The following is a 19,076-nucleotide window of genomic DNA, read 5'->3' as shown; positions in this document are numbered from 1 at the left end:
CGCACCGTGGGCTTTCCTACACTCGTTCACAGCCGCCGGTTTGCAACTTCCGGGCGTCGAGAGGACTCACAATTCACGATAGATCCCCGTACCACTGACAAGAGGTCACGATGAATCTGCAATTTGAAGAGCTCACCGCCACGGACGGCGCCCGCCTGGGCATCGCCACGCTGGATGCGGAAAAATCCCTGAATGCCCTGTCGCTGCCGATGATTCTTGCGCTGCAGGACCGACTGAACGACTGGGCGAGCGACCCGCAAATTGTCTGCGTGTTGCTGCGCGGCAATGGCGAAAAAGCCTTCTGCGCCGGCGGTGACGTGCGCGCGCTGGTCGAGGCCGGGAGCGGTCAGCCCGGTACGGTTCCGCCGCTGGCTGCGCAGTTTTTCGCGGCGGAGTATCGACTGGATTACACGCTGCACACCTACCCCAAACCGCTGATCTGCTGGGGCCACGGTTATGTATTGGGCGGCGGGATGGGCTTGCTGCAAGGGGCGAACATTCGTGTCGTCACACCAAGCAGCCGGCTGGCGATGCCGGAAGTCAGCATCGGCCTGTTTCCTGACGTCGGCGCCAGTTGGTTCCTGTCGCGACTGCCGGGGAAACTGGGGCTGTTCCTTGGATTGACCGGGGCGCACATCAACGGCCGTGACGCGTTGGATCTAGGGCTCGCCGATCGCTTTCTGCTGGACGATCAGCAGGAGGAGATGATCGACCGGCTGTTGCAGCTCAATTGGCAGGAGCAGACGAAGGTGCAACTGACCAGCCTGTTCAGGGCCCTGCAGCTGGAGGCCGTGGATCAGATGCCTGCCGCGCAATGGCTGCCTCGTCGCGAGCGCATTGATGAGCTGCTGGATGTGGCCGACGCGCCGAGCGCCTGGCATGCGTTGAAACACCATTTGAATGGCGATGACCTTTTACTGGCCAAGGCGGCGAAGGCCCTGACGGATGGCTGCCCGATGACGGCGCACCTGGTGTGGGAGCAGATCGAACGGGCGCGGCATCTGTCGTTGGCCGAGGTGTTTCAGATGGAATACACCATGGCCCTGAATTGCTGCCGACATCCCGAGTTCGCCGAGGGGGTGCGCGCGCGGCTGATCGACAAGGATCAAACGCCCCACTGGCACTGGCAGGACATTTCTACCATTCCTCTGGCGGTGGTGGACGCGCACTTCGAAAAAGCCTGGGAAGGCCGACACCCGCTGGCGGATTTGTCGGAGTATTGAGGCGTTGGTTCATGCCTGCATGGAGGGTGTTCTAACGGGCCTCTTCCCGGCTGAAGCCGGTCCTACTACTGGAATGCGTACCCCCTGTATATTAAAAGTATTAAAAGGGGTCTGATTTATTTGATTTTCAGCAGACGGGGACAGATTAATTTACGGTGAAGCGTTGTAAATAAATCAGTCCCCTTTAACAGGACTGGCTTTAGCCGGGGAAGCGTCAGGTGGTACACCTCAACCGTGAGATTCATCCCATAAAAAACGGCGCTCCTCGGAGCGCCGTTTTGTTGTGACTCAGCGGTTGCCGCCGCCCGGTCCGCCGTGGCCGCCACGGCCGAAGCCGCCGTCTCCTCGGTGGCCGCCTCCCCCGGGGCCAAAGCCGGGACGCGGGCCGCCGCCACCACCGCCGCCAGGATTGCCATGCCAACCGCCGCCTGGGCCGGGGCCATTGCCGCCGCCGGGTCTCGGACCTGGGGGCGGTGGACGATAGCCGTTGCCGCCACCGTTATAGCCACCCCCGCCATGGTACCCACCCCCTCCACCGTTCCAATTGCCACCGCCATAACCGGGACGCCCCCCGTATCCGGGACGGCCACCTCCGTATCCAGGCCCGTAATAACGGGGTGGAGGCGCGTAATAACGCGGTGGCGGCGCATAGTAGCGGGGCGCCGAGTAGTAACGCGGCGAGGAGTAATACACCGCTCCGCCTGAATACACCGGAGCGACCGGGCGATAACTGTCGTACACGTAACCGCTGCTGTAGCCACTGCTATAGATGGGCTGCGTGTAGCTCTCTGATTCGTAATAACCTCCGTAACAACCTGCAAGGGACAGCGTCATCAAAGCGGTAAGCAATCGTCGATACATGGCGGCCTCCCGGACCGCGGTAGAGCTCGAACCAGCGGCGCTGGTCGGCGTTCCCGAAACTGCCGAGAACGTTAACTGAGACTGCGAATTGCGGACCTAGTGCCCCAACGCGGCACCCAGGCGCCAGACGGCGCCCTGCATCAGTGCACGTCTCGCCCGCCCTGAAACGACCTGCGCCTGCCCGACTCAGGCGCCACAAGGGTTTGCGGGACTTGGCACAACTCTCGCTTTAATGATCGGGTGCAGGAGTCATCTCAGGTTCACGGCACCACAATTTGCAATAGCCGACTAGGGTTCCGGCTCGCCTTTCAGCGAGTGGCTGGTCCGAGAGTTGGCGACCTCCAGTAGAGGTTACACGGCGGGATAAAAGCCCGGGAGACAGGACACCAGTGGTGTCGCCGTGCTCCTGACCGTCCCTTTTCGCTACTGGAGACACCCATGCAAAAGTCCCGTCTGTTCAGTCTGCTCACCGCAGGCGTCTTCGCAGCATTGAGCCTCTCGGCCACCGCCGCCCCGAAAAAAGATTTCGACGTCTGCTGGACCATTTACGCCGGCTGGATGCCATGGGAATACGCAGGGACTCAAGGCATCGTCGACAAGTGGGCCAAGAAGTACGGCATCCACATCAAAGTCACCCAGCTCAACGACTACGTCGAATCCATCAACCAGTACACCGCCGGCCAGTTCGATGGCTGCACCATGACCAACATGGACGCCCTCACCATCCCCGCCGCCGGTGGCGTTGAAAGCACGGCGCTGGTGGTCAGCGACTTCTCCAACGGCAACGACGGCATCGTCATCAAGGGCGACGGCAAGAAAGTCACCGACCTCAAAGGCATGGACGTCAATCTGGTCGAGCTGTCGGTGTCCCACTATCTGCTTGCCCGCGCGCTGGATTCGGTGGACCTGACCGAGAAAGACCTGAAAGTCGTCAACACCTCTGACGCCGACATCGCCGCCGCTTTCAACACCAGCGAGGTCAAGGCCGTGACCACCTGGAACCCGATGCTCTCGGAGATCAAGGCCAAGCCCGGCGTCACCGAAGTGTTCGATTCCAGCAAGATCCCTGGCGAGATCATGGACATGATGGTGGTCAACACCCAGACCCTGAAAGACAACCCGGCACTGGGCAAAGCCCTGACCGGCGCGTGGTTTGAAGTGGTGGCGGTGATGAACGCCAAATCCGCTGAATCGAAAGCCGCGCTGGAGCACATGGCCCAGGCGTCGGGCACCGATCTGGCAGGGTTCCAGTCGCAACTGGACACCACCAAGCTGTTCGCCACGCCCAAGGAAGCGCTTGAATTCGCCACCAGCAAGCAACTGCCGGCGACCATGCGCAGGGTCGCTGACTTCTCCTTCGAACACGGTTTGCTTGGCGAAGGAGCCAGAGACGCCAGCGCGGTCGGCATGACCTTCGCAGGCGGCGTGACCGAAGGCGACAAGGGCAACCTCAAGCTGCACTTCGACCCGAGCTACGTGCAGATGGCTGCCGACGGCACGTTGTAAACACCAAAGGTCTTTGCCATGCGTTTGATAAACCGCCGCCCGGATCGCGCCAGTCGATTGATCCTGGTGCTCCTGCCGTTCGCCCTGTTGCTGTTCGCCTATTTCACGGGCTCGGCGACGCGGCTGACGGAAAACCCCAACGACAAGCTGCTGCCCAGCGCCGTGCAGATGACCGATGCGATCAAACGGGTGGCGTTCGTGCCCGATCAACGCACCGGCGAATACATCCTCTGGCAGGACACCGGGGCCAGTCTGCAGCGCCTCGCGATCGGCCTGGCGATCAGCGCCATTGTCGGGTTGTGCCTGGGCATCGCGTCGGGGGTGCTGCCGTTGTTCAGCGCGCCGCTGTCGCCGTTACTGACCGTGCTCTCGATGGTGCCGCCGCTGGCGATTCTGCCGATCCTGTTCATCGTCTTCGGTCTGGGCGAGCTGTCGAAGGTGATGCTCATCGTCATCGGCATCACGCCGGTGCTGGCCCGTGATCTGGAGCAGCGCGCCCGGGAGATTCCGGTCGAACTGCTGATCAAGGCGCAGACCCTGGGCGCCTCGACCTGGACGCTGATCCTGCGGGTGGTACTGCCGCAGTTGCTGCCGCGCCTGTTGATCTCGCTGCGGCTGGTGCTGGGGTCGGCGTGGCTGTTTCTGATCGCGGCCGAAGCCATCGCCTCCACGGACGGTCTGGGTTACCGGATCTTTCTGGTGCGGCGCTATCTGGCGATGGACATGATTCTGCCCTACGTGGTGTGGATCACCCTCCTCGCCTGGCTGATGGACTGGGGCCTGAAAGCGCTCACGCGCAAGGCGTTCCCGTGGTACGAGGGGGCGCGCCCATGAGCTTCATTTCGGTCAAAAACGTCTGGCAGCAATACGGCGATCAGGTGGTGCTCGAAGGCCTGAACCTGAGCATTGCCGAAGGCGAGTTCTGCACGCTGGTGGGCGCGTCGGGCTGCGGTAAATCGACGTTCCTGCGCCTGCTGCTGGGCCAGGAAATCGCCAGCAAAGGCACGATCCTGCTGGATGGCCAACCGCTGGCGAAGGAGCCGGATTCGACCCGTGGCGTGGTGTTTCAGCGCTATTCGGTGTTCCCGCACTTGTCGGTGCTGGACAACGTCGCGCTGGGCCTTGAATTGCCGCGCTCGGCGTTGCTCGGGCGGCTGTTCGGTGCCGCCAAGCGCGACGCCCGCGAGCAGGCGGCGGCGCTGTTACACAAGGTCGGCCTCGATCACGCGCTGGACAAGTACCCGACGCAATTGTCGGGCGGCATGCAGCAGCGTCTGGCCATCGCCCAGGCGCTGATCATGAAGCCTCGGGTGCTGCTGCTCGACGAGCCTTTCGGCGCCCTTGATCCCGGCATCCGCAAGGACATGCACGCGCTGCTGCTGGAGCTGTGGCGCGAAACCAAGCTGACGGTGTTCATGGTCACCCACGACCTGTCCGAAGGCTTCAACCTCGGCACCCGACTGCTGGTGTTCGACAAGGTGCGCATCGACCCCCACGCCCCCGGCGCCTATGGCGCGCGCATCACTTACGACATTCCCCTGAACAGCGATCGTCGCGCCGCCCGGGTGGCGCTCGATTCGCTGAAAACGGCTTGAAGGACATTGCCCATGACTGACTCAACCACACTGTTTCCCGTCTTCGCCGAAGAGCTGCTGCCCGGCGGCGGCCACCTGTCGTTCGTGCTCAAGCGAGGCGAACTGCTACGCCTGACTGACCTGAACGGCAACGCCAACGTCAGCCTGACGCTGTTCAACGCCCATGAAAAAACCGAGCGCCTGAACCTGCCCGACAGCCTCAAGTGCCAACACACCGCCAAGCTCACCACAGGCCACTGCCTTTATTCGGACATGGGCCGCGTGCTGGCGGCGATCACCGCCGACACCTGCGGCTGGAGTGACAGCATCGGCGGCGTGCTGTGCGCCGAAGAGGTCAGCGAGAAATACGGCCAGGGCCGCTATCAGGAACTGCGCAACGGCTTCTTCCGCAACGGCGCCGACAACCTGCTGGTGGAAATGGGCAAGTGGGGCCTGGGGCTTTCCGACCTGTTGATGACGCTGAACCTGTTCAGCCGGGTCAACGTCGACGCTCACGGCGCCCTGACCTTCGTTCCTGGCAACTCCAGAGCGGGCGACAGCATCGAGTTGTACGCGCCGATGGACACGCTGGTGGTCATGACCGCCCTGCAACACCCGATGGACCCCAACCCCGAGTACGCACCGCAGCCGGTCCAGCTGAGCTGGATGAAGGCCGACCCCAGCGTCGCCGAACACTGCCGCACGTCCCGCGAAGAAAACGTGCGCGGTTTCATCAACACCGATCGCCTGTTCGCCTGAGGAGGCTTGCCATGAGCACTGCACACTCTCATCACCACACGAGCGCCCCCGTTTCCATCACCCACATCCCGGCCGGCGAGCCATCACTGACCGAACTCAAGGCCGGGCAAACCCTGCGCCTGCTCGATCTCGAAGGCAATCAGGCGGTCGACACGCTGTTCTACAGCCTCGCCAACCCCCGCGAACGCTACGACGTGCAACGGACGCTGCGCCGGCAGAACAACGTTTACCTGAGCAAGGGCAGCGTCCTTTATTCGAACCTGGGCAAGCCGATGCTGACCATCGTCGAAGACACCTGCGGACGCCACGACACCCTCGGCGGCGCCTGCGCCCAGGAGAGCAATACCGTGCGTTACGCACTGGAAAAAAAGCACATGCACAGCTGCCGCGACAGCTACCTGCGGGCCTGCATCCATGACGGTCGGCTGGGCAAGCGCGACATCGGCCCGAACATCAACTTCTTCATGAACGTGCCGGTCACGGAGGACGGCGGGCTGACCTTCGAAGACGGCATTTCCGGCGCCGGCAAGTACGTCGAACTGCGCGCCGAGATGGACGTGATCGTGCTGATTTCCAACTGCCCGCAGCTCAACAACCCGTGCAACGGCTACAACCCGACCCCGGCGGAACTGCTCGTCTGGGACTGATCGCTGACCACGATTTCAAGGGTTCGAGGCTTCAAGGCTTCAAGGCTTCAAGGCTTCGGCGCGAGGGACGGCCTTCGTGCAACGCGTACCACAGCGGGACGGCCCGCTACCCAGTGAGGGACTGATCGCTATCGATCCCCGGGGTCTATGCCATGTTCGACAAACTGCTGATTGCCAACCGCGGCGCCATTGCCTGCCGCATCCTGCGTACCCTTCGCGACCTGCAGGTCGGCGGCGTTGCGGTGTACGCCGAAGCAGACGCTGCCAGCCTGCACATTCTGCAAGCCGATGAAGCCCACAGCCTGGGCGAAGGTGGCGCCGCCGGCACGTACCTGGCGGTGGACAAGATTCTGGCCATCGCTCAATCCACCGGCGCCAAAGCGATTCATCCGGGTTACGGCTTTTTGTCCGAAAACGCGGCCTTTGCCCAGGCCTGTGAAGACGCCCGCATCGCCTTCGTCGGCCCGACACCCGAGCAATTGCGGGTCTTCGGCCTCAAGCACACCGCCCGCGCGCTGGCCAAACAACACGGCGTGCCGATGCTCGAAGGCACCGAACTGCTGGACAGCGTGGACGCCGCATTGAGCGCTGCTGAAACCATCGGCTACCCGGTCATGCTGAAAAGCACGGCGGGCGGCGGCGGGATCGGCATGCGCGTGTGCCGCAGCGCTCCCGAATTGAGCGAGTCGTTCGAGGCCGTCAAGCGCCTGGGCCAGAACAACTTCAGCGACGCCGGCGTGTTCATCGAGAAGTACATCCAGCGTGCCCGCCATCTGGAAGTGCAGGTGTTCGGCGACGGTTGTGGCGAGGTGATCGCCCTCGGCGTGCGCGATTGCTCGGTGCAGCGTCGCAATCAGAAAGTCCTCGAAGAAACCCCTGCGCCGAACCTCCCTGCCGGCATGGCCGATGAGCTGTGCGCCGCGGCGATCAAGCTGGCGAAAGCGGTGAACTATCGCAGCGCCGGCACCGTGGAGTTCGTCTTCGACAGCGACGATCAGCGCTTTTATTTTCTGGAAGTGAACACCCGATTGCAGGTCGAGCACGGCGTGACCGAGCAGGTCTGGGGCGTGGACCTGGTGAGCTGGATGATTCAGCTCGCGGCCGGCGATCTGCCGCCGCTCGTTGAATTGCGCGCGGGTTTACGGCCTGTCGGCCATGCGATTCAGGCGCGTTTGTACGCCGAAGATCCGGGCCGGGATTTCCAGCCCAGCCCGGGCTTGCTGACCTCGGTGCACTTCCCTGCCGCCGACGGCCAACACCTGCGCATCGACACGTGGGTCGAGGCCGGCTGCGAGATTCCGCCGTTTTTCGATCCGATGATCGCCAAGGTCATCAGCTGGGCGCCGGACAGAGCGTCCGCCAGCGACGGCCTGGCCCAGGCCCTGGGCGAGACGCGGCTGTACGGGATCGAGACCAATCGCGACTACTTGCGTCAGATCATCGCGGACGTGCCTTTCGCCAGCGGCCAGCCGTGGACGCGGTGCCTTGAGGGGCTGACCTATCGCGCCGACACGTTCGAGGTCCTGAGCGGCGGCACCCAGACCAGCGTTCAGGATTACCCGGGGCGCCTGGGTTACTGGGCAGTGGGCGTGCCGCCGTCGGGTCCGATGGACAGCCGATCGTTGCGTCTGGGCAATGCTCTGGTGGGTAACGCTGAAGGGTGCGCCGCGCTGGAAATCACCATGAGCGGTCCGACGCTGCGCTTCAATACCGATGCGGTCATCGCCGTGACGGGCGCGGTCATTCCGCTGACGCTGGATGGCGACGCGCAGCCGATGAATCAATCGTTGCTCGTTTCGGCGGGCTCGACGCTGGCCCTCGGCACCATCGCTGGCGCCGGCGCCCGCAGTTATCTGTGCGTGCGGGGCGGGCTGGACGTGCCGGATTATCTGGGCAGCAAGAGCACGTTCACCCTGGGCCAGTTTGGCGGGCATGGCGGGCGGGCGTTGCGTGCAGGGGACGTGCTGCATGTCGCGCCGTTGTCTGACCGCAGCGCAGGCGAACGGCCTGAACCGACGCAAGTCGCCGAGCTACCGGAGGTGCGAGATATCCGGGTGATCTATGGCCCCCACGCGGCTCCCGAATATTTCACCGAGCGCTACATCGAGACCTTCTTCGCCACCGATTGGGAAGTGCATTTCAACTCCAGCCGTACCGGCGTGCGCCTGATCGGGCCGAAACCGGAATGGGTGCGTGCCGACGGCGGCGAAGCGGGCCTGCACCCTTCGAATATTCATGACAATCCGTATGCCATCGGCGCAGTGGATTTCACCGGGGACATGCCGGTGATTCTTGGGCCAGATGGGCCGAGTCTGGGCGGGTTTGTCTGCCCGGTGACGATCATCGAGGCGGATCTGTGGCAGTTGGGGCAGCTCAAGGCCGGGGACAAGGTGCGGTTTTATCCGGTGAGTGTCGACGCGGCCCGCTGGCTGAAACTGAACACTGATCTGTGTGGGAAGGAGCTTGCTCGCGAAGAGGTCGGAACATCCGATGAATATGTAGCGACTAGACGAGAGTCTTCGCGAGCAAGCTCGCTCCCACAGGGTTTAGCGTTGACCTCGCCTGCTGCACTTCCACAGAGTGCAGCGTTGACCTCGCCGGTTGTGCTCGACATCGGGAAGGACGATACCCGCCTGGTCGCCCGACTTTCCGGCGACACCCATCTGTTGCTGGAGATCGGCGCGCCGGAGCTGGATCTGGTGCTGCGCTTCCGGGGCCATGCGCTGATGCAGGCGCTGGAAAGCAAACAGCTGACCGGGGTGATTGACCTGACGCCAGGCATTCGTTCGCTACAGGTGCATTACCAGCCCGAGCAACTTCCGCTGAAGACGCTGCTCGATGTGGTCGCCGGCGAGTGGGACGGGGTCTGCGCCAGCAAGAATCTGGAAGTGCCGTCACGCATCGTTCATCTGCCGTTGTCGTGGGACGACCCGGCCTGTCAGTTGGCCATCGAGAAGTACATGACCACCGTGCGCAAGGACGCGCCGTGGTGCCCGAGCAATCTGGAATTCATCCGTCGCATCAACGACCTGCCAAACCTCGACGAAGTGCACCGCACCGTCTTCGAGGCCAGCTACCTGGTGATGGGGCTGGGCGACGTCTACCTCGGTGCGCCGGTCGCCACGCCGCTGGATCCCCGACATCGGCTGGTCACCACCAAATACAACCCGGCGCGTACCTGGACCGCCGAGAACTCCGTCGGCATCGGCGGCGCGTACATGTGCGTCTACGGCATGGAAGGCCCCGGCGGTTATCAGTTCGTGGGCCGCACGTTGCAGATGTGGAACCGCTATCGCGCGGTGGCGGCGTTCGATGGCAAACCGTGGCTGCTGCGGTTTTTCGATCAGATCCGTTTTTATCCGGTCAGCGCCGACGAGCTGCTGACCATCCGCCGCGATTTCCCCCTCGGCCGATACCCGCTGCAGATCGAGCACAGCACGCTCAATCTGACTGAGTACCAAACCTTCCTGTCCGATGAAGCGCAGAGCATCGCGGCATTCCGCACTCAGCAGCAAAGCGCGTTCAACGCCGAACGCGAGCGCTGGATCGCCAACGGCCAGGCCTCGTTCGAAAGCGACGAAGCGGTGGCCGAATCCACGGAAGAAGCCCCGTTGCAAAACGGGCAGACCAGTATCGACAGCCACATTGCCGGCAATCTCTGGCAGGTGCAGGTCAGCGTCGGTCAGCGCGTCGAAGCGGGCGAAACCCTGGTGATTCTGGAGTCGATGAAGATGGAGATCCCGCTGCTGGCGCCCCATGCCGGTGTCGTCAGTGACGTCCGCGTGCAACCCGGCTCGGCGGTCCGCGCCGGGCAACGGGTGGTCGTGCTGGACGTTGGCTGACTGGCACTGTTGCGGCTTGCGGCTTGCGGCTTGCGGTTTGCGGTTTTCATACAGGCATAAAACGCGGTGGCATACGCAATACATAGTTACCGCCATTGCAACCCGGCATCGCGCCATAGTGGGCACCTTTCCGCGTGGCGCGATTTTTCATGAACGACCGCAGCAGCTCTCATTCCGCGAGCGGCCTTGATCTCATTTCCAACGACACCCTGCCCCATGGCGGGGATTTCAGCGTTTCGCCGTTCGTCGAACCTTTGAGTCCGGTTGAATCCCTGGAGACCGCCGCCGTCGCGCCCGCTGAACCTCACGCGCTCAACCACAAACGTTTGATGCGCCAGGCCGTCAGCCCGGTCGCCGAATTGTTATACGGATCATTCTGGGTGCTGAAGGCCTGGCAACTCGATCTGGGGTTTCCGCACTCAATCGTCCGCCATCTGGACCAGAGGCTGGAGGAAACGCTGCAGGCCCGATTCGCCACGGCAATCGACATCGATGAGCTGCACGTCAGTTTTGACACTGCGCTGGAGCCAGCCGTGGAGGTCGACGGCCGGGAGCGTTTCGAGCTGTGCCTGACGCTACGCGAGCTGGGCCGGGAGACGCTGAACCCGCTCGCACTCCTCGCCCTTCAACGCTGCGCCGAGGCTGATCGCCCGCTGTCGGCCTCGACGCCCTCGCTGACCGTCTCCGTGTTTTTCGAGCTGCTCATTGAAGCCCGATGGACACTGGAATATGAGCAGATGCAGCGTCAGTTCTGGGAGCAGCACGGCGACACATGGGCGATGCTCGCCAGGCTGGCGTTTCTCGATGCCGTGACCCGCTTGCATTCGCGCAAGCGCATCGATAACGAGGGCCATCTGCTGGCGCTCGATGCACTGGGGCTCAGCCGTTTCCCGCAACAGCTTCAGGACCTGCAGCCGATCAGGCCACCGGCACGCTCGACCGTGCGCGGGTTGGCGCTGAACGGCGAGATCATCCCCGGTATCTTCCATGTACGATCCAACACCACGGGGCATTGCTATGTCCATGTACTGGGCAGCGCGCCCCACTGCCATGAGTACATCAGCGATGACGCGCCCTGGAAGGCGGACAAGGTGCTGGAGGCAATCAACGCATCGGCCTGGCATCGGCTGAATCTTTCCCTGGACGGCACGCGCACGGCCCTCACGCTGGGGGATCCTTCGGACGACGTGTTCGCTCAACTGCGTGTTGCCCAGCAACGCTTTTGGGCTGCGCGACTGACCCGCGGCGACACGTTTGAATCGCCCGACGCTCTCATCGACGACGACCACGCGGCGCTCATGCCCATCGAGCCAGCGCTGGCCCTGGTCAGCGCCCTCGATCACTGGCATCACCATGAGCCATTGCTGGCGCGAATCCCGACGCCCCTCGGGGTTGCAAACCGGCTCATGGGTCAGTGGCTCAGGCAGATGTCTCCCCGGCTCAAACCGGTCCCGTTGAATCAAACGCACACTTTGATCACAGACCCGCAGCGGGTGTTCATCCGCTACCTGCCCGGGACGTCGAGGACGCCTTGGGGCCACCCGCGAATCGCGGCGGCCAACGTCATCGTTGCGCCAGATGAAAAGCCCATCACGCTGAGTCAGGCACTGCTGAGCCGTTTCAGGGCGCTTCAACCTCAGGGGTACGATGACGAAGGCGGGCGCTGGGTCGTGTATGCCGACCCACGCGGCAAAGGGACGTGGTCGGCGGAAGCGGAGCTTAATATCAGCGCGACCAGCGTCGAGGCCTACATTCAGGGCATCGATTTTCTCGGACTCATGCAGCGCCAACTCGACCGGTTCTGGCAGCAGCAACGCGCCGACGTCGAGCGTTCGCTCTGGTCGACGTTCATCGGCCAGGCGCTGCTGGCCCTGAAGAACGGCGATCTTCCAAGGGACAGCTTCCACAGGGTCACCGATGCTGTAGAGCAGGCTCAGCAGGTGCATCTGCCGGACACGCCACTTTTCGGGACAGCACCCATACGCTGGAGCGCTGCGGGCTTTTACGTGGGCAACGGCCTGCCACTCGGTGCCGACTGCCCTCCTTGCGTCGGCTTGCTGATGATCAGGGCTCAAGGCCAGGAAGGCGGCGTGCTTTATCAGGCCGGTCAGTCCAGGCCCTTCGTGCCTTTCAGCGGTCGTCAGGCGCTCATCGACCATCTGACTGCCGCCGCCGCCGACCCTGCCTGGCGCGAGACAGTGCTCAGCTACATGCCGCGCCGCGCCGTCTTCACGTCAGGCTTGGTTATATCCTCGAGCTGTGGGGCGGGGTTCGTGCGCCGGCCGAACCGGTTTCGGTCCTGCGTCCCTGGACCGAGCCGCTGTACAGCCCGGACACCCATGCCGCCCGGCAACATCAATGGGACGAGCAGGAACTGCCCGGCTCGCCCATGGGCTTCATCTGTGAAGGCCTGCGTCTTAACAGCCAGTACGACGCCGAGGACAACATCGTCACCGACCGAGAGCAGGCACTCGGCAGCTGGCTTCAACACCTCAATCGCCTGCAACTGCTGCTGGCACCGGTGGCGCTCTTGCTACCGGCGGCCTCGGTTGCGGCGCTGACAGCCAGCGCGGCAAGTGTCGCGCTCGGCATTCAGGCCGCCAACCTCCCCGGCGACCGTCAGGAAGAACGGCGCCAGGTGATGTTCGCCATTCTGTCTCTGGGACTGTTGCACATGGCGCCGGCCACACCACGGCTGCTCCAGGCGTTCCGCAAACTGGCAGCGCCGACTAGAGCCCTGAGCCGAGGGCTTGGGCGGGGGCTTCGACAGGGGCTTACGCGCGGCCAGTCCGCCCCACCTGCCCATCGTTTCGGGGACTGGCTGCGGCGCTCGACCCAAGCACGCAAAACGCTGATCAAGCCGTTTTTCAACGGCACTGCGCTGATGAAGACATGGCGCGTGGCGGGCAGCGCCGAATTCGGTACGTCAGCGGTTCAAGTGTGGAAGCTGGGGCGCAAGTTTCTGTTGTGGACCTCGCACCGGAGCCAGGCCCGCACGCTGGTCGTCAGCAGCCATGGCTACTACCTGCCCTGGACACGCACGACAGCAATCCCCAACGGCACGGAGCTCAGAACCTTCGCGCCCCACGGCCATGAACTGGTGGACCCGATGCTGCACCGGATTGCCAGCCAGTCGGTACGGCCCTACGCAATGCTGAACAGTACACAGACGCTGCCCGGCCCGGGCGTCGGGCCGTTTCATGACATGTTTGCCCGGGACACGCTGATGGCCGGCACCTTGCTGCCGGGGCGCATCAAGAACTACACCCTGGCGAAATTTCAGAGCGAGCACTATGAGAGTTATCGGGACATCAGCCAGATCGTGCGCAACAGTCATCAGCCGCCGTTGCCCAGCCCGCTCCCTGCCACGCCCATGGATGTGCTGACCGTGCGCAACCGGTTCGGCATGACCAACCCGACCCTCCAGGACCTGTTCGGGGCGTTGCATCGGCAAGGGATTCATTACGACAACATCCTGCTGGTGCATTGCCGATGCCCTGCCGTGGGATCATTGCTGGGGCGCTCCCCCTCTTTTGTAGCCCCCCCGGGCCCATCGCCGATTACCCCGTAGGCGCATCGGCCGAGATCACATGCTCATGGCGCAAGACAGGGCGGCGCGCTAGCATTGGCGGCATTCAAAGGCGGCGCCCTACATGGACACTCACATCATCGACACGAGCATCTGTCCGGTTTGCGGCGCCGGTAACCGCTGCACCCTGGCTGATCCGCGCACAGTGGACCAGGCCTGCTGGTGTTTCACCGCCGAGATCGACCCGGCGATATTGGCAGCGCTGCCCGAAGAGGTCCGTGGACTGGCATGCCTCTGCCCGCGATGTGCCGGCCTTGAAGCGGCGAGCCGCGATGCGTCTTGACCGTTTCCTCAGCAACCTGCCGCGCTTCAGCCGCAAGGACGTGCGCCTGGTGCTGATCGAAGGCCGTGTGCAGGTCGACGGGTTGCCGGTCAAAAACCCGCTGCATGAGGTGCGCGAATTCAGTCAGGTGCGGATCGATGACGAAGTCCTTCAGCTCGGCAAACCCGCCCGCTACTTCATGCTGAACAAGCCCCAGGGTTGCGTCAGCGCGACCGTCGATCCGCAGCACCCCACCGTGATCGATCTGCTCGATGAACCGGACAAGGACGATCTGCACATCGCCGGCCGCCTGGATTTCAACACGTCCGGGCTGATGCTGATCACCAACGATGGCCAGTGGTCGCGACGCCTGACGCAGCCGACCACCAAATTGGCGAAGGTCTATTACGTCGAGACCGAAGACGAAATCGGCGCGCATTACATCGAGAAATTCGCTGAAGGGTTTTATTTCGCGTTCGAGGACCTGACGACACAGCCCGCCGCGCTGACGATTCTTGCCAGTCATCGCGCCCGGTTGAGCATCGTCGAAGGGCGTTACCATCAGGTCAAGCGCATGTTCGGCCACTTCGACAACAAGGTGACCCGGCTGCACCGCGAAAGCATGGGCCCCTTGATGCTCGACACCACGCTGAAGCCCGGACAGTACAGAACGCTGAGTGCCGATGAAATCGCGTTGATCTGAAACCTGAGTCCTATTGCCTACCTGTCACGAAACCCGTGCAACGTGTCTGCGCGCACCCCGTTTTTTCGTCAGGAGACATGGAGATGAAAGCAGAAATCGCTGTGCTGGATATACAGGCCCAGTTCCGGGTGTATACGGAGCTGTACCGCGCAGACGCCGCCGAGCAGACCATCATTCTGGTCAATGGCTCGCTTGCCACGACCACCTCCTTCGCTCAGACCGTGCGCAACCTTCACCCGCAATTCAACGTCGTGCTGTACGACCCGCCCTACGCCGGTAAATCAAAACCCCACAATGCCCATGAACGGCCGCTCACCAAAGAGATTGAAGGACAGCTGCTTCTGGAGCTGATCGACCATTTCAACGCCGAACTCCTGATGTCGTTCTCATGGGGCGGCGCGGCGGCACTGGTCGCTCTGGCGCACCGGCCCAAACGAATCGAAAAGGCAGTCATCAGCTCATTCTCTCCCGTCATCAGCGACCCGCTGCGCGACTATCTCGAGCGCGGCCGGCAATACTTCGGCACTTACAATCGTCACGGGGTCGGGGAGTTGCTCAACAGCACCCTGGGCAAACACCTGCCCTCGCTGTTCAAACGCTACAACCACAAGCACGTCAGCTCTCTGGATTTGCATGAGTACGCGCAGATGCATCACCACATCGATCATGTGTTGGACCCGAGCAATCATCCTCAGATGAAAGCGGCGAAGCGCATCAATGTGCCGGTGCTGTTCATGAACGGCGCGTGGGACGAATACACCTCGGCTGCCGACGCCCGGCACTTCGCTCACTACATCCGCGACTGCCACTTCAGCACCCTTCAGGATGCCGGGCACTTTCTGGACATGGAGAACAAGGCAGCATGCCTGGCATCGAAAAATGCACTGCACGGGTTTCTGACGCCCGCGCCGGAACCCCGCCGCGTTCATTACAGAACGGGTCAGTTGCAACAGGCGTTTGCGGTGTGATTGGACTGGGGGATACAAGAGCAGAAGACGGAGAAGGAATGGTCTGCTGCAGACCCTGATGAGCGCGATTGGACAGCGAATCAGGGGTGGGCGAGATGGCATTGGGTCGGTGCGGCATATAACGCTTCAATTAATACGCAGCATCTGGTACAAAGTCAGCCGCGCCAAAGGCGTCGATTTAAAAGCGGGTATAGTTTAGTGGTAAAACGAAAGCTTCCCAAGCTTTAGTTGAGGGTTCTTACTGGACAACCGCTTTTGTGAGCGAGCTTCACTAGCAAGACATGCGGGTATAGTTGAATGGTACAACTATTGCTTCCCAAGCAATCGGTGAGGGTTCGATTCCCTCTACCCGCTCCACATTCCGTGATCTAGGGCACGTTCAGGCTTTCTGCCTCGTACTCTGAATCCCCCGAAAGCCCCCCCTTACCCCCAACCACAAATCCCGAAACGACCTCACTCACAAACGTGATGACTAGTTACCCATGCCCATTCGATACCGCACAACGCTACGAGCCGCCGCCTGAACTTCTGAGTTAGCTCAACCCGCACGCAGCGATAAGCCCAGCCTCTCCACGAGAAGTCGACTTTCCAGACAATTGGATGGTGTTGAATCGAAAAGGGCCCGCCATACATTGCTTAAGGCCAGTTGAACTCTGCGCTGATGACCCGAAAGCTAAGTGACATTCCGCTGCCCCTCCCCTGATACCCCTGCCCTGCGACACGCACTTGGCCAGATCGCTACGCCCGATGATCTGCAAGCCAAAATTCCTGCCTCTGCAAGAGAGGCGCTGGCACTACGAGCAAGACGTCACCCACAAAGTCGTCAATCCACGACAGAAGTTCGCCAGTGACGATGACATAGCCCTTGTTGCTGCTGCATAGAGAGGCTTGAGCGCTATCCAGGGGCCGAGCTGCTACGGTCAGTAGGCGCTGGAAAGCGGAGTAATGGTTACAATCCTTGAGGACTGCCCCACCGAAAGCTTCGAGTTCTTCGTGGTCTTCCCTTCAACGAAGTACCTGCCAGAGCGTGTCATGGCCTTGGCCGACTACCTGAAACATCAGCTGAGCCAGCAGTCGGAGCTACAGCTAATCAACGCTTGAATGAAAGTCAGCCGGTCATCTGAGTGATCGTTGAGAACCTATGAAAAACGCTACCAAGCGCCGATTTTTGACGGTTTCATTGTGATAGTGCCGTAGCCAGAAGTATTTTCTGAGGATTCCCCTATTGACCCTCTTGAGGTCGTTATCTTCATAATGCTCACGGTAAGCAGCCCAATATTCCCGAATCGACTCGACAACGAAGATTTGCTGAGCCTTGAGGTATTGTGCGCACTGCATACGCGTCGCTAGGACAGATGGGCGGGTCGCAGGGTGGAACATCGCCCTGCTAACAGCGGGTGACCTTAGATCTTGACCCGCCAGCATCAAGTCGAGCGAATTCACCCAGGTGATACCGTTTTCCGCCACCAAGAACTCTGAATCACCATACATTCGGCTGAAGAGCTGCCGAACTCTACCCATTAGCGCCTCGTTTTGGACTACATCGTCTGCCAAGGCAATGCGAGCAAACTTAGCCTTGCCTTCAGTCTCACTCGCGGCGCTAAGGCCTGCGCCCACAGCAAAGCTGTCGCGAATGTCGCAAAATTGAGTAGAGATGCCGCCTCGGAAGGTGATTTTTTGTTCCAGCAGACATTTGTGCATCAGCATGCACAACCGAAAAATGAGTAGCATCAGGGCGTTGGCAGAGTGCGTTAGCACCTGATCAGCATCCGTCTCTTCCTCCATTTCTTTCGGCTTGAACGTCACGACCACCGAGTCAGAGATGCAGGTACTTTTGACGTCATACCAATCGTAGGGGTTGTGTCCGCCAGTCTTCCTGTACCCCTCAGCGAGCGCCTGCTCATGACCGGTCAAAACATCCCGATTGCTGATCATAAACTCCAATAGGTCTTGCGCCTGCTGGTCGGTGGTGACCACCGTGTTCAGCTTCTTGAAGCCCAGCATGTCGATAAACACTGTCCACTGCACTGCTTTCATTGCGTCGAAATCGCTTCTCAGAGAGGGTCGGTCAGGGTGGCTGGTCAGGATGGTACGTGAAACACGGGTACGGTGATGATTAGCTCGCGATTCGAGTCGTCCGGCTGGTGGAAGACTAGCGGAAGCCACTTTCGTGCCGGTACGCCTCTTTGCGCTTGAAGCTCGCACGCGCCTGGACAGTAGCATCGATGCCAGCCAGCACCTTGCTGGTATCAACGCCCTTGTTGAAGACCAAAATCGCCGTCTTGCTATCTCGCCAGGTCGTGAAGCCGAGCAACTGATCGATGGCCTCTCCGAAGGCCTTGGGCCCCTTCCAGAACTTGCACTCGGCGATGAAAACGTTGCTATCACCCCTCGCGCAGCAGGATGACGGTCTTACCGCTCATGTTGAAAGTCTCGCCTGAGGCTTTGCCCTCAAACTGGGCGTTGAGCTGTACCAGGAAATGTTGCCGTAACGCCTCCTCGTCCATGGACTTGAAAGCGGCAGGACTGCGCTCCACGACCAATGCCATGTCCTGCATGATTTTCAGCACGCGCTCGTACTGATCCATCGCCCAGGTAGGTTCCGACTCGAAAGGCTGGGATGTAGCCGGTGGCAGGGTGGGTACGGACTCGCGGCGAGCGGTGGGTACAGCGTAGGTTTTCGGTGCATCTGAACACTGTCGAACAGGGATACCCAGGTCTGCCGTGCGCTGAGACTTGGCCAGCAAACGCTTCTTGCGATCGTTCACCACCTGCGCGGCCAGATGATGAGCGACGCATTGTGCGCGTTGATCTGGTATTCCTGCCATCCGGGGTATTGCTCAATATCCATCAGCAACCGGTCAATCTCCGGACGTGTCTCACGCGGAGAATCTGAAGGATACTGGAACTCAAGGATCAGCTCACTGCCAGCCACTTTGGCGCGCGGAAGGTGGGTCGACCACTGCTTCGATTGGCAAAAGAAGAAAAGCTCACGGCCATCGAACGGCACATGAACCGTCATACACTCTCTAGGCACGAGCGCAGGCCGCCTCATGTCACGTATAAACCAACGGGAGTCGCCCCGGACGCTGAAGTTAAACGAAGAGGAAAACACATTCAGCCGAGTGCGGTCATTGAAAGC

Annotated in this window: 18 protein-coding genes, 1 tRNA gene and 1 riboswitch; of the genes, 15 read left to right on the top strand and 4 right to left on the bottom strand. The window is 61.5% G+C overall.

Features of this window, described 5'->3' with window-relative positions:
* Positions 1-110: 110 nt before the first annotated feature.
* Positions 111-1,223 carry an enoyl-CoA hydratase/isomerase family protein gene (locus BBI10_RS24170; protein ID WP_065992414.1) on the top strand — a complete coding sequence of 371 codons (1,113 nt, stop codon included), beginning with the start codon at positions 111-113 and terminating at the stop codon, positions 1,221-1,223.
* 288 nt (positions 1,224-1,511) lie between these two features.
* Here the strand turns inward: BBI10_RS24170 and BBI10_RS26905 are convergent, their stop codons facing one another.
* Positions 1,512-2,084 (bottom strand): hypothetical protein, encoded by a 573-nt coding sequence (locus BBI10_RS26905; protein ID WP_083233254.1) that lies wholly within the window; start codon positions 2,082-2,084, stop codon positions 1,512-1,514.
* Between the two features lie 277 nt (positions 2,085-2,361).
* Positions 2,362-2,464, top strand: a riboswitch (guanidine-I (ykkC/yxkD leader).
* Between the two features lie 58 nt (positions 2,465-2,522).
* Here BBI10_RS26905 and BBI10_RS24160 point away from each other — a divergent pair.
* The 13 genes from BBI10_RS24160 (at position 2,523) to BBI10_RS27650 (ending at position 17,035) form a co-directional block, all read left to right on the top strand.
* Entirely contained in the window at positions 2,523-3,590 is a 1,068-nt protein-coding gene (locus tag BBI10_RS24160) for a putative urea ABC transporter substrate-binding protein (protein WP_065992410.1), read from the top strand.
* Between the two features lie 18 nt (positions 3,591-3,608).
* Positions 3,609-4,424 carry an ABC transporter permease gene (locus BBI10_RS24155; protein ID WP_065992408.1) on the top strand — a complete coding sequence of 272 codons (816 nt, stop codon included), beginning with the start codon at positions 3,609-3,611 and terminating at the stop codon, positions 4,422-4,424.
* Complete coding sequence (locus BBI10_RS24150) at positions 4,421-5,185, top strand: ABC transporter ATP-binding protein (RefSeq protein ID WP_065992406.1); 765 nt, start codon at positions 4,421-4,423, stop codon at positions 5,183-5,185. The genes BBI10_RS24155 and BBI10_RS24150 overlap by 4 nt, the downstream gene beginning before the upstream one ends.
* Positions 5,186-5,197: 12 nt before the next feature.
* Positions 5,198-5,923 (top strand): urea amidolyase associated protein UAAP1, encoded by a 726-nt coding sequence (locus BBI10_RS24145; RefSeq protein WP_065992402.1) that lies wholly within the window; start codon positions 5,198-5,200, stop codon positions 5,921-5,923.
* Positions 5,924-5,934: 11 nt separating this feature from the next.
* The gene (locus BBI10_RS24140) at positions 5,935-6,570 is read left to right on the top strand and encodes an urea amidolyase associated protein UAAP2 (protein WP_065992399.1); all 636 of its coding nucleotides are present in this window, start codon (positions 5,935-5,937) and stop codon (positions 6,568-6,570) included.
* Positions 6,571-6,722: 152 nt separating this feature from the next.
* Positions 6,723-10,412, top strand: coding sequence for an urea carboxylase (gene uca, locus BBI10_RS24135; RefSeq protein WP_065992398.1), 3,690 nt, complete (start codon positions 6,723-6,725; stop codon positions 10,410-10,412).
* A gap of 149 nt (positions 10,413-10,561) precedes the next feature.
* A complete protein-coding gene (locus tag BBI10_RS24130) occupies positions 10,562-12,973 on the top strand; it encodes a dermonecrotic toxin domain-containing protein (RefSeq protein ID WP_065992396.1) in 2,412 nt (803 codons plus the stop codon).
* 80 nt (positions 12,974-13,053) lie between these two features.
* Positions 13,054-13,983 (top strand): putative adhesin, encoded by a 930-nt coding sequence (locus BBI10_RS28395; protein WP_347876476.1) that lies wholly within the window; start codon positions 13,054-13,056, stop codon positions 13,981-13,983.
* An 82-nt stretch (positions 13,984-14,065) separates the two neighbouring features.
* Positions 14,066-14,284: a cysteine-rich CWC family protein gene (locus tag BBI10_RS24125; RefSeq protein ID WP_065992394.1), complete on the top strand. Its 219-nt coding sequence runs from the start codon at positions 14,066-14,068 to the stop codon at positions 14,282-14,284.
* Positions 14,274-14,966, top strand: coding sequence for a pseudouridine synthase (locus BBI10_RS24120; RefSeq protein ID WP_065992392.1), 693 nt, complete (start codon positions 14,274-14,276; stop codon positions 14,964-14,966). The genes BBI10_RS24125 and BBI10_RS24120 overlap by 11 nt, the downstream gene beginning before the upstream one ends.
* A gap of 83 nt (positions 14,967-15,049) precedes the next feature.
* Positions 15,050-15,934 carry an alpha/beta fold hydrolase gene (locus BBI10_RS24115; protein WP_065992390.1) on the top strand — a complete coding sequence of 295 codons (885 nt, stop codon included), beginning with the start codon at positions 15,050-15,052 and terminating at the stop codon, positions 15,932-15,934.
* Between the two features lie 283 nt (positions 15,935-16,217).
* Positions 16,218-16,291 (top strand) — tRNA-Gly (locus BBI10_RS24110).
* A gap of 588 nt (positions 16,292-16,879) precedes the next feature.
* Positions 16,880-17,035: a hypothetical protein gene (locus BBI10_RS27650; RefSeq protein ID WP_167355830.1), complete on the top strand. Its 156-nt coding sequence runs from the start codon at positions 16,880-16,882 to the stop codon at positions 17,033-17,035.
* 15 nt (positions 17,036-17,050) lie between these two features.
* On the opposite strand, the gene BBI10_RS24105 is transcribed toward BBI10_RS27650, so the two are convergent.
* On the bottom strand, positions 17,051-17,971 hold the full coding sequence (locus BBI10_RS24105) for a hypothetical protein (protein ID WP_065992387.1): 921 nt from the start codon (positions 17,969-17,971) through the stop codon (positions 17,051-17,053).
* 133 nt (positions 17,972-18,104) lie between these two features.
* Here BBI10_RS24105 and BBI10_RS27420 point away from each other — a divergent pair, with 133 nt between their 5' ends.
* The gene (locus tag BBI10_RS27420) at positions 18,105-18,341 is read left to right on the top strand and encodes a hypothetical protein (RefSeq protein ID WP_141695260.1); all 237 of its coding nucleotides are present in this window, start codon (positions 18,105-18,107) and stop codon (positions 18,339-18,341) included.
* Here the strand turns inward: BBI10_RS27420 and BBI10_RS27415 are convergent.
* Both BBI10_RS27415 and BBI10_RS24095 read right to left on the bottom strand, forming a co-directional pair.
* Entirely contained in the window at positions 18,319-18,702 is a 384-nt protein-coding gene (locus BBI10_RS27415) for a hypothetical protein (protein WP_141695259.1), read from the bottom strand. The two genes, BBI10_RS27420 and BBI10_RS27415, sit on opposite strands and share 23 nt — an antisense overlap.
* Positions 18,699-18,956 carry a hypothetical protein gene (locus tag BBI10_RS24095; protein WP_065992385.1) on the bottom strand — a complete coding sequence of 86 codons (258 nt, stop codon included), beginning with the start codon at positions 18,954-18,956 and terminating at the stop codon, positions 18,699-18,701. The genes BBI10_RS27415 and BBI10_RS24095 overlap by 4 nt, the downstream gene beginning before the upstream one ends.
* Positions 18,957-19,076 lie beyond the last annotated feature (120 nt).

Origin of the sequence: Pseudomonas graminis, from assembly GCF_001705435.1 — a bacterium.
Classification (GTDB): Bacteria; Pseudomonadota; Gammaproteobacteria; order Pseudomonadales; family Pseudomonadaceae; genus Aquipseudomonas; species Aquipseudomonas graminis_B.
The sequence above is the reverse complement of the archived record's forward strand: the minus strand, read 5'-3'. Positions and strand labels throughout refer to the sequence as shown.

Coding starts and splice junctions, on each gene's coding strand:
- BBI10_RS24170 (WP_065992414.1), top strand. CDS start 111: ATGAATCTGCAATTTGAAGAGCTCACCGCCACGGACGGCGCCCGCCTG.
- BBI10_RS26905 (WP_083233254.1), bottom strand. CDS start 2,084: ATGTATCGACGATTGCTTACCGCTTTGATGACGCTGTCCCTTGCAGGT.
- BBI10_RS24160 (WP_065992410.1), top strand. CDS start 2,523: ATGCAAAAGTCCCGTCTGTTCAGTCTGCTCACCGCAGGCGTCTTCGCA.
- BBI10_RS24155 (WP_065992408.1), top strand. CDS start 3,609: ATGCGTTTGATAAACCGCCGCCCGGATCGCGCCAGTCGATTGATCCTG.
- BBI10_RS24150 (WP_065992406.1), top strand. CDS start 4,421: ATGAGCTTCATTTCGGTCAAAAACGTCTGGCAGCAATACGGCGATCAG.
- BBI10_RS24145 (WP_065992402.1), top strand. CDS start 5,198: ATGACTGACTCAACCACACTGTTTCCCGTCTTCGCCGAAGAGCTGCTG.
- BBI10_RS24140 (WP_065992399.1), top strand. CDS start 5,935: ATGAGCACTGCACACTCTCATCACCACACGAGCGCCCCCGTTTCCATC.
- uca (WP_065992398.1), top strand. CDS start 6,723: ATGTTCGACAAACTGCTGATTGCCAACCGCGGCGCCATTGCCTGCCGC.
- BBI10_RS24130 (WP_065992396.1), top strand. CDS start 10,562: ATGAACGACCGCAGCAGCTCTCATTCCGCGAGCGGCCTTGATCTCATT.
- BBI10_RS28395 (WP_347876476.1), top strand. CDS start 13,054: ATGTTCGCCATTCTGTCTCTGGGACTGTTGCACATGGCGCCGGCCACA.
- BBI10_RS24125 (WP_065992394.1), top strand. CDS start 14,066: ATGGACACTCACATCATCGACACGAGCATCTGTCCGGTTTGCGGCGCC.
- BBI10_RS24120 (WP_065992392.1), top strand. CDS start 14,274: ATGCGTCTTGACCGTTTCCTCAGCAACCTGCCGCGCTTCAGCCGCAAG.
- BBI10_RS24115 (WP_065992390.1), top strand. CDS start 15,050: ATGAAAGCAGAAATCGCTGTGCTGGATATACAGGCCCAGTTCCGGGTG.
- BBI10_RS27650 (WP_167355830.1), top strand. CDS start 16,880: ATGGTTACAATCCTTGAGGACTGCCCCACCGAAAGCTTCGAGTTCTTC.
- BBI10_RS24105 (WP_065992387.1), bottom strand. CDS start 17,971: ATGAAAGCAGTGCAGTGGACAGTGTTTATCGACATGCTGGGCTTCAAG.
- BBI10_RS24095 (WP_065992385.1), bottom strand. CDS start 18,956: ATGACGGTTCATGTGCCGTTCGATGGCCGTGAGCTTTTCTTCTTTTGC.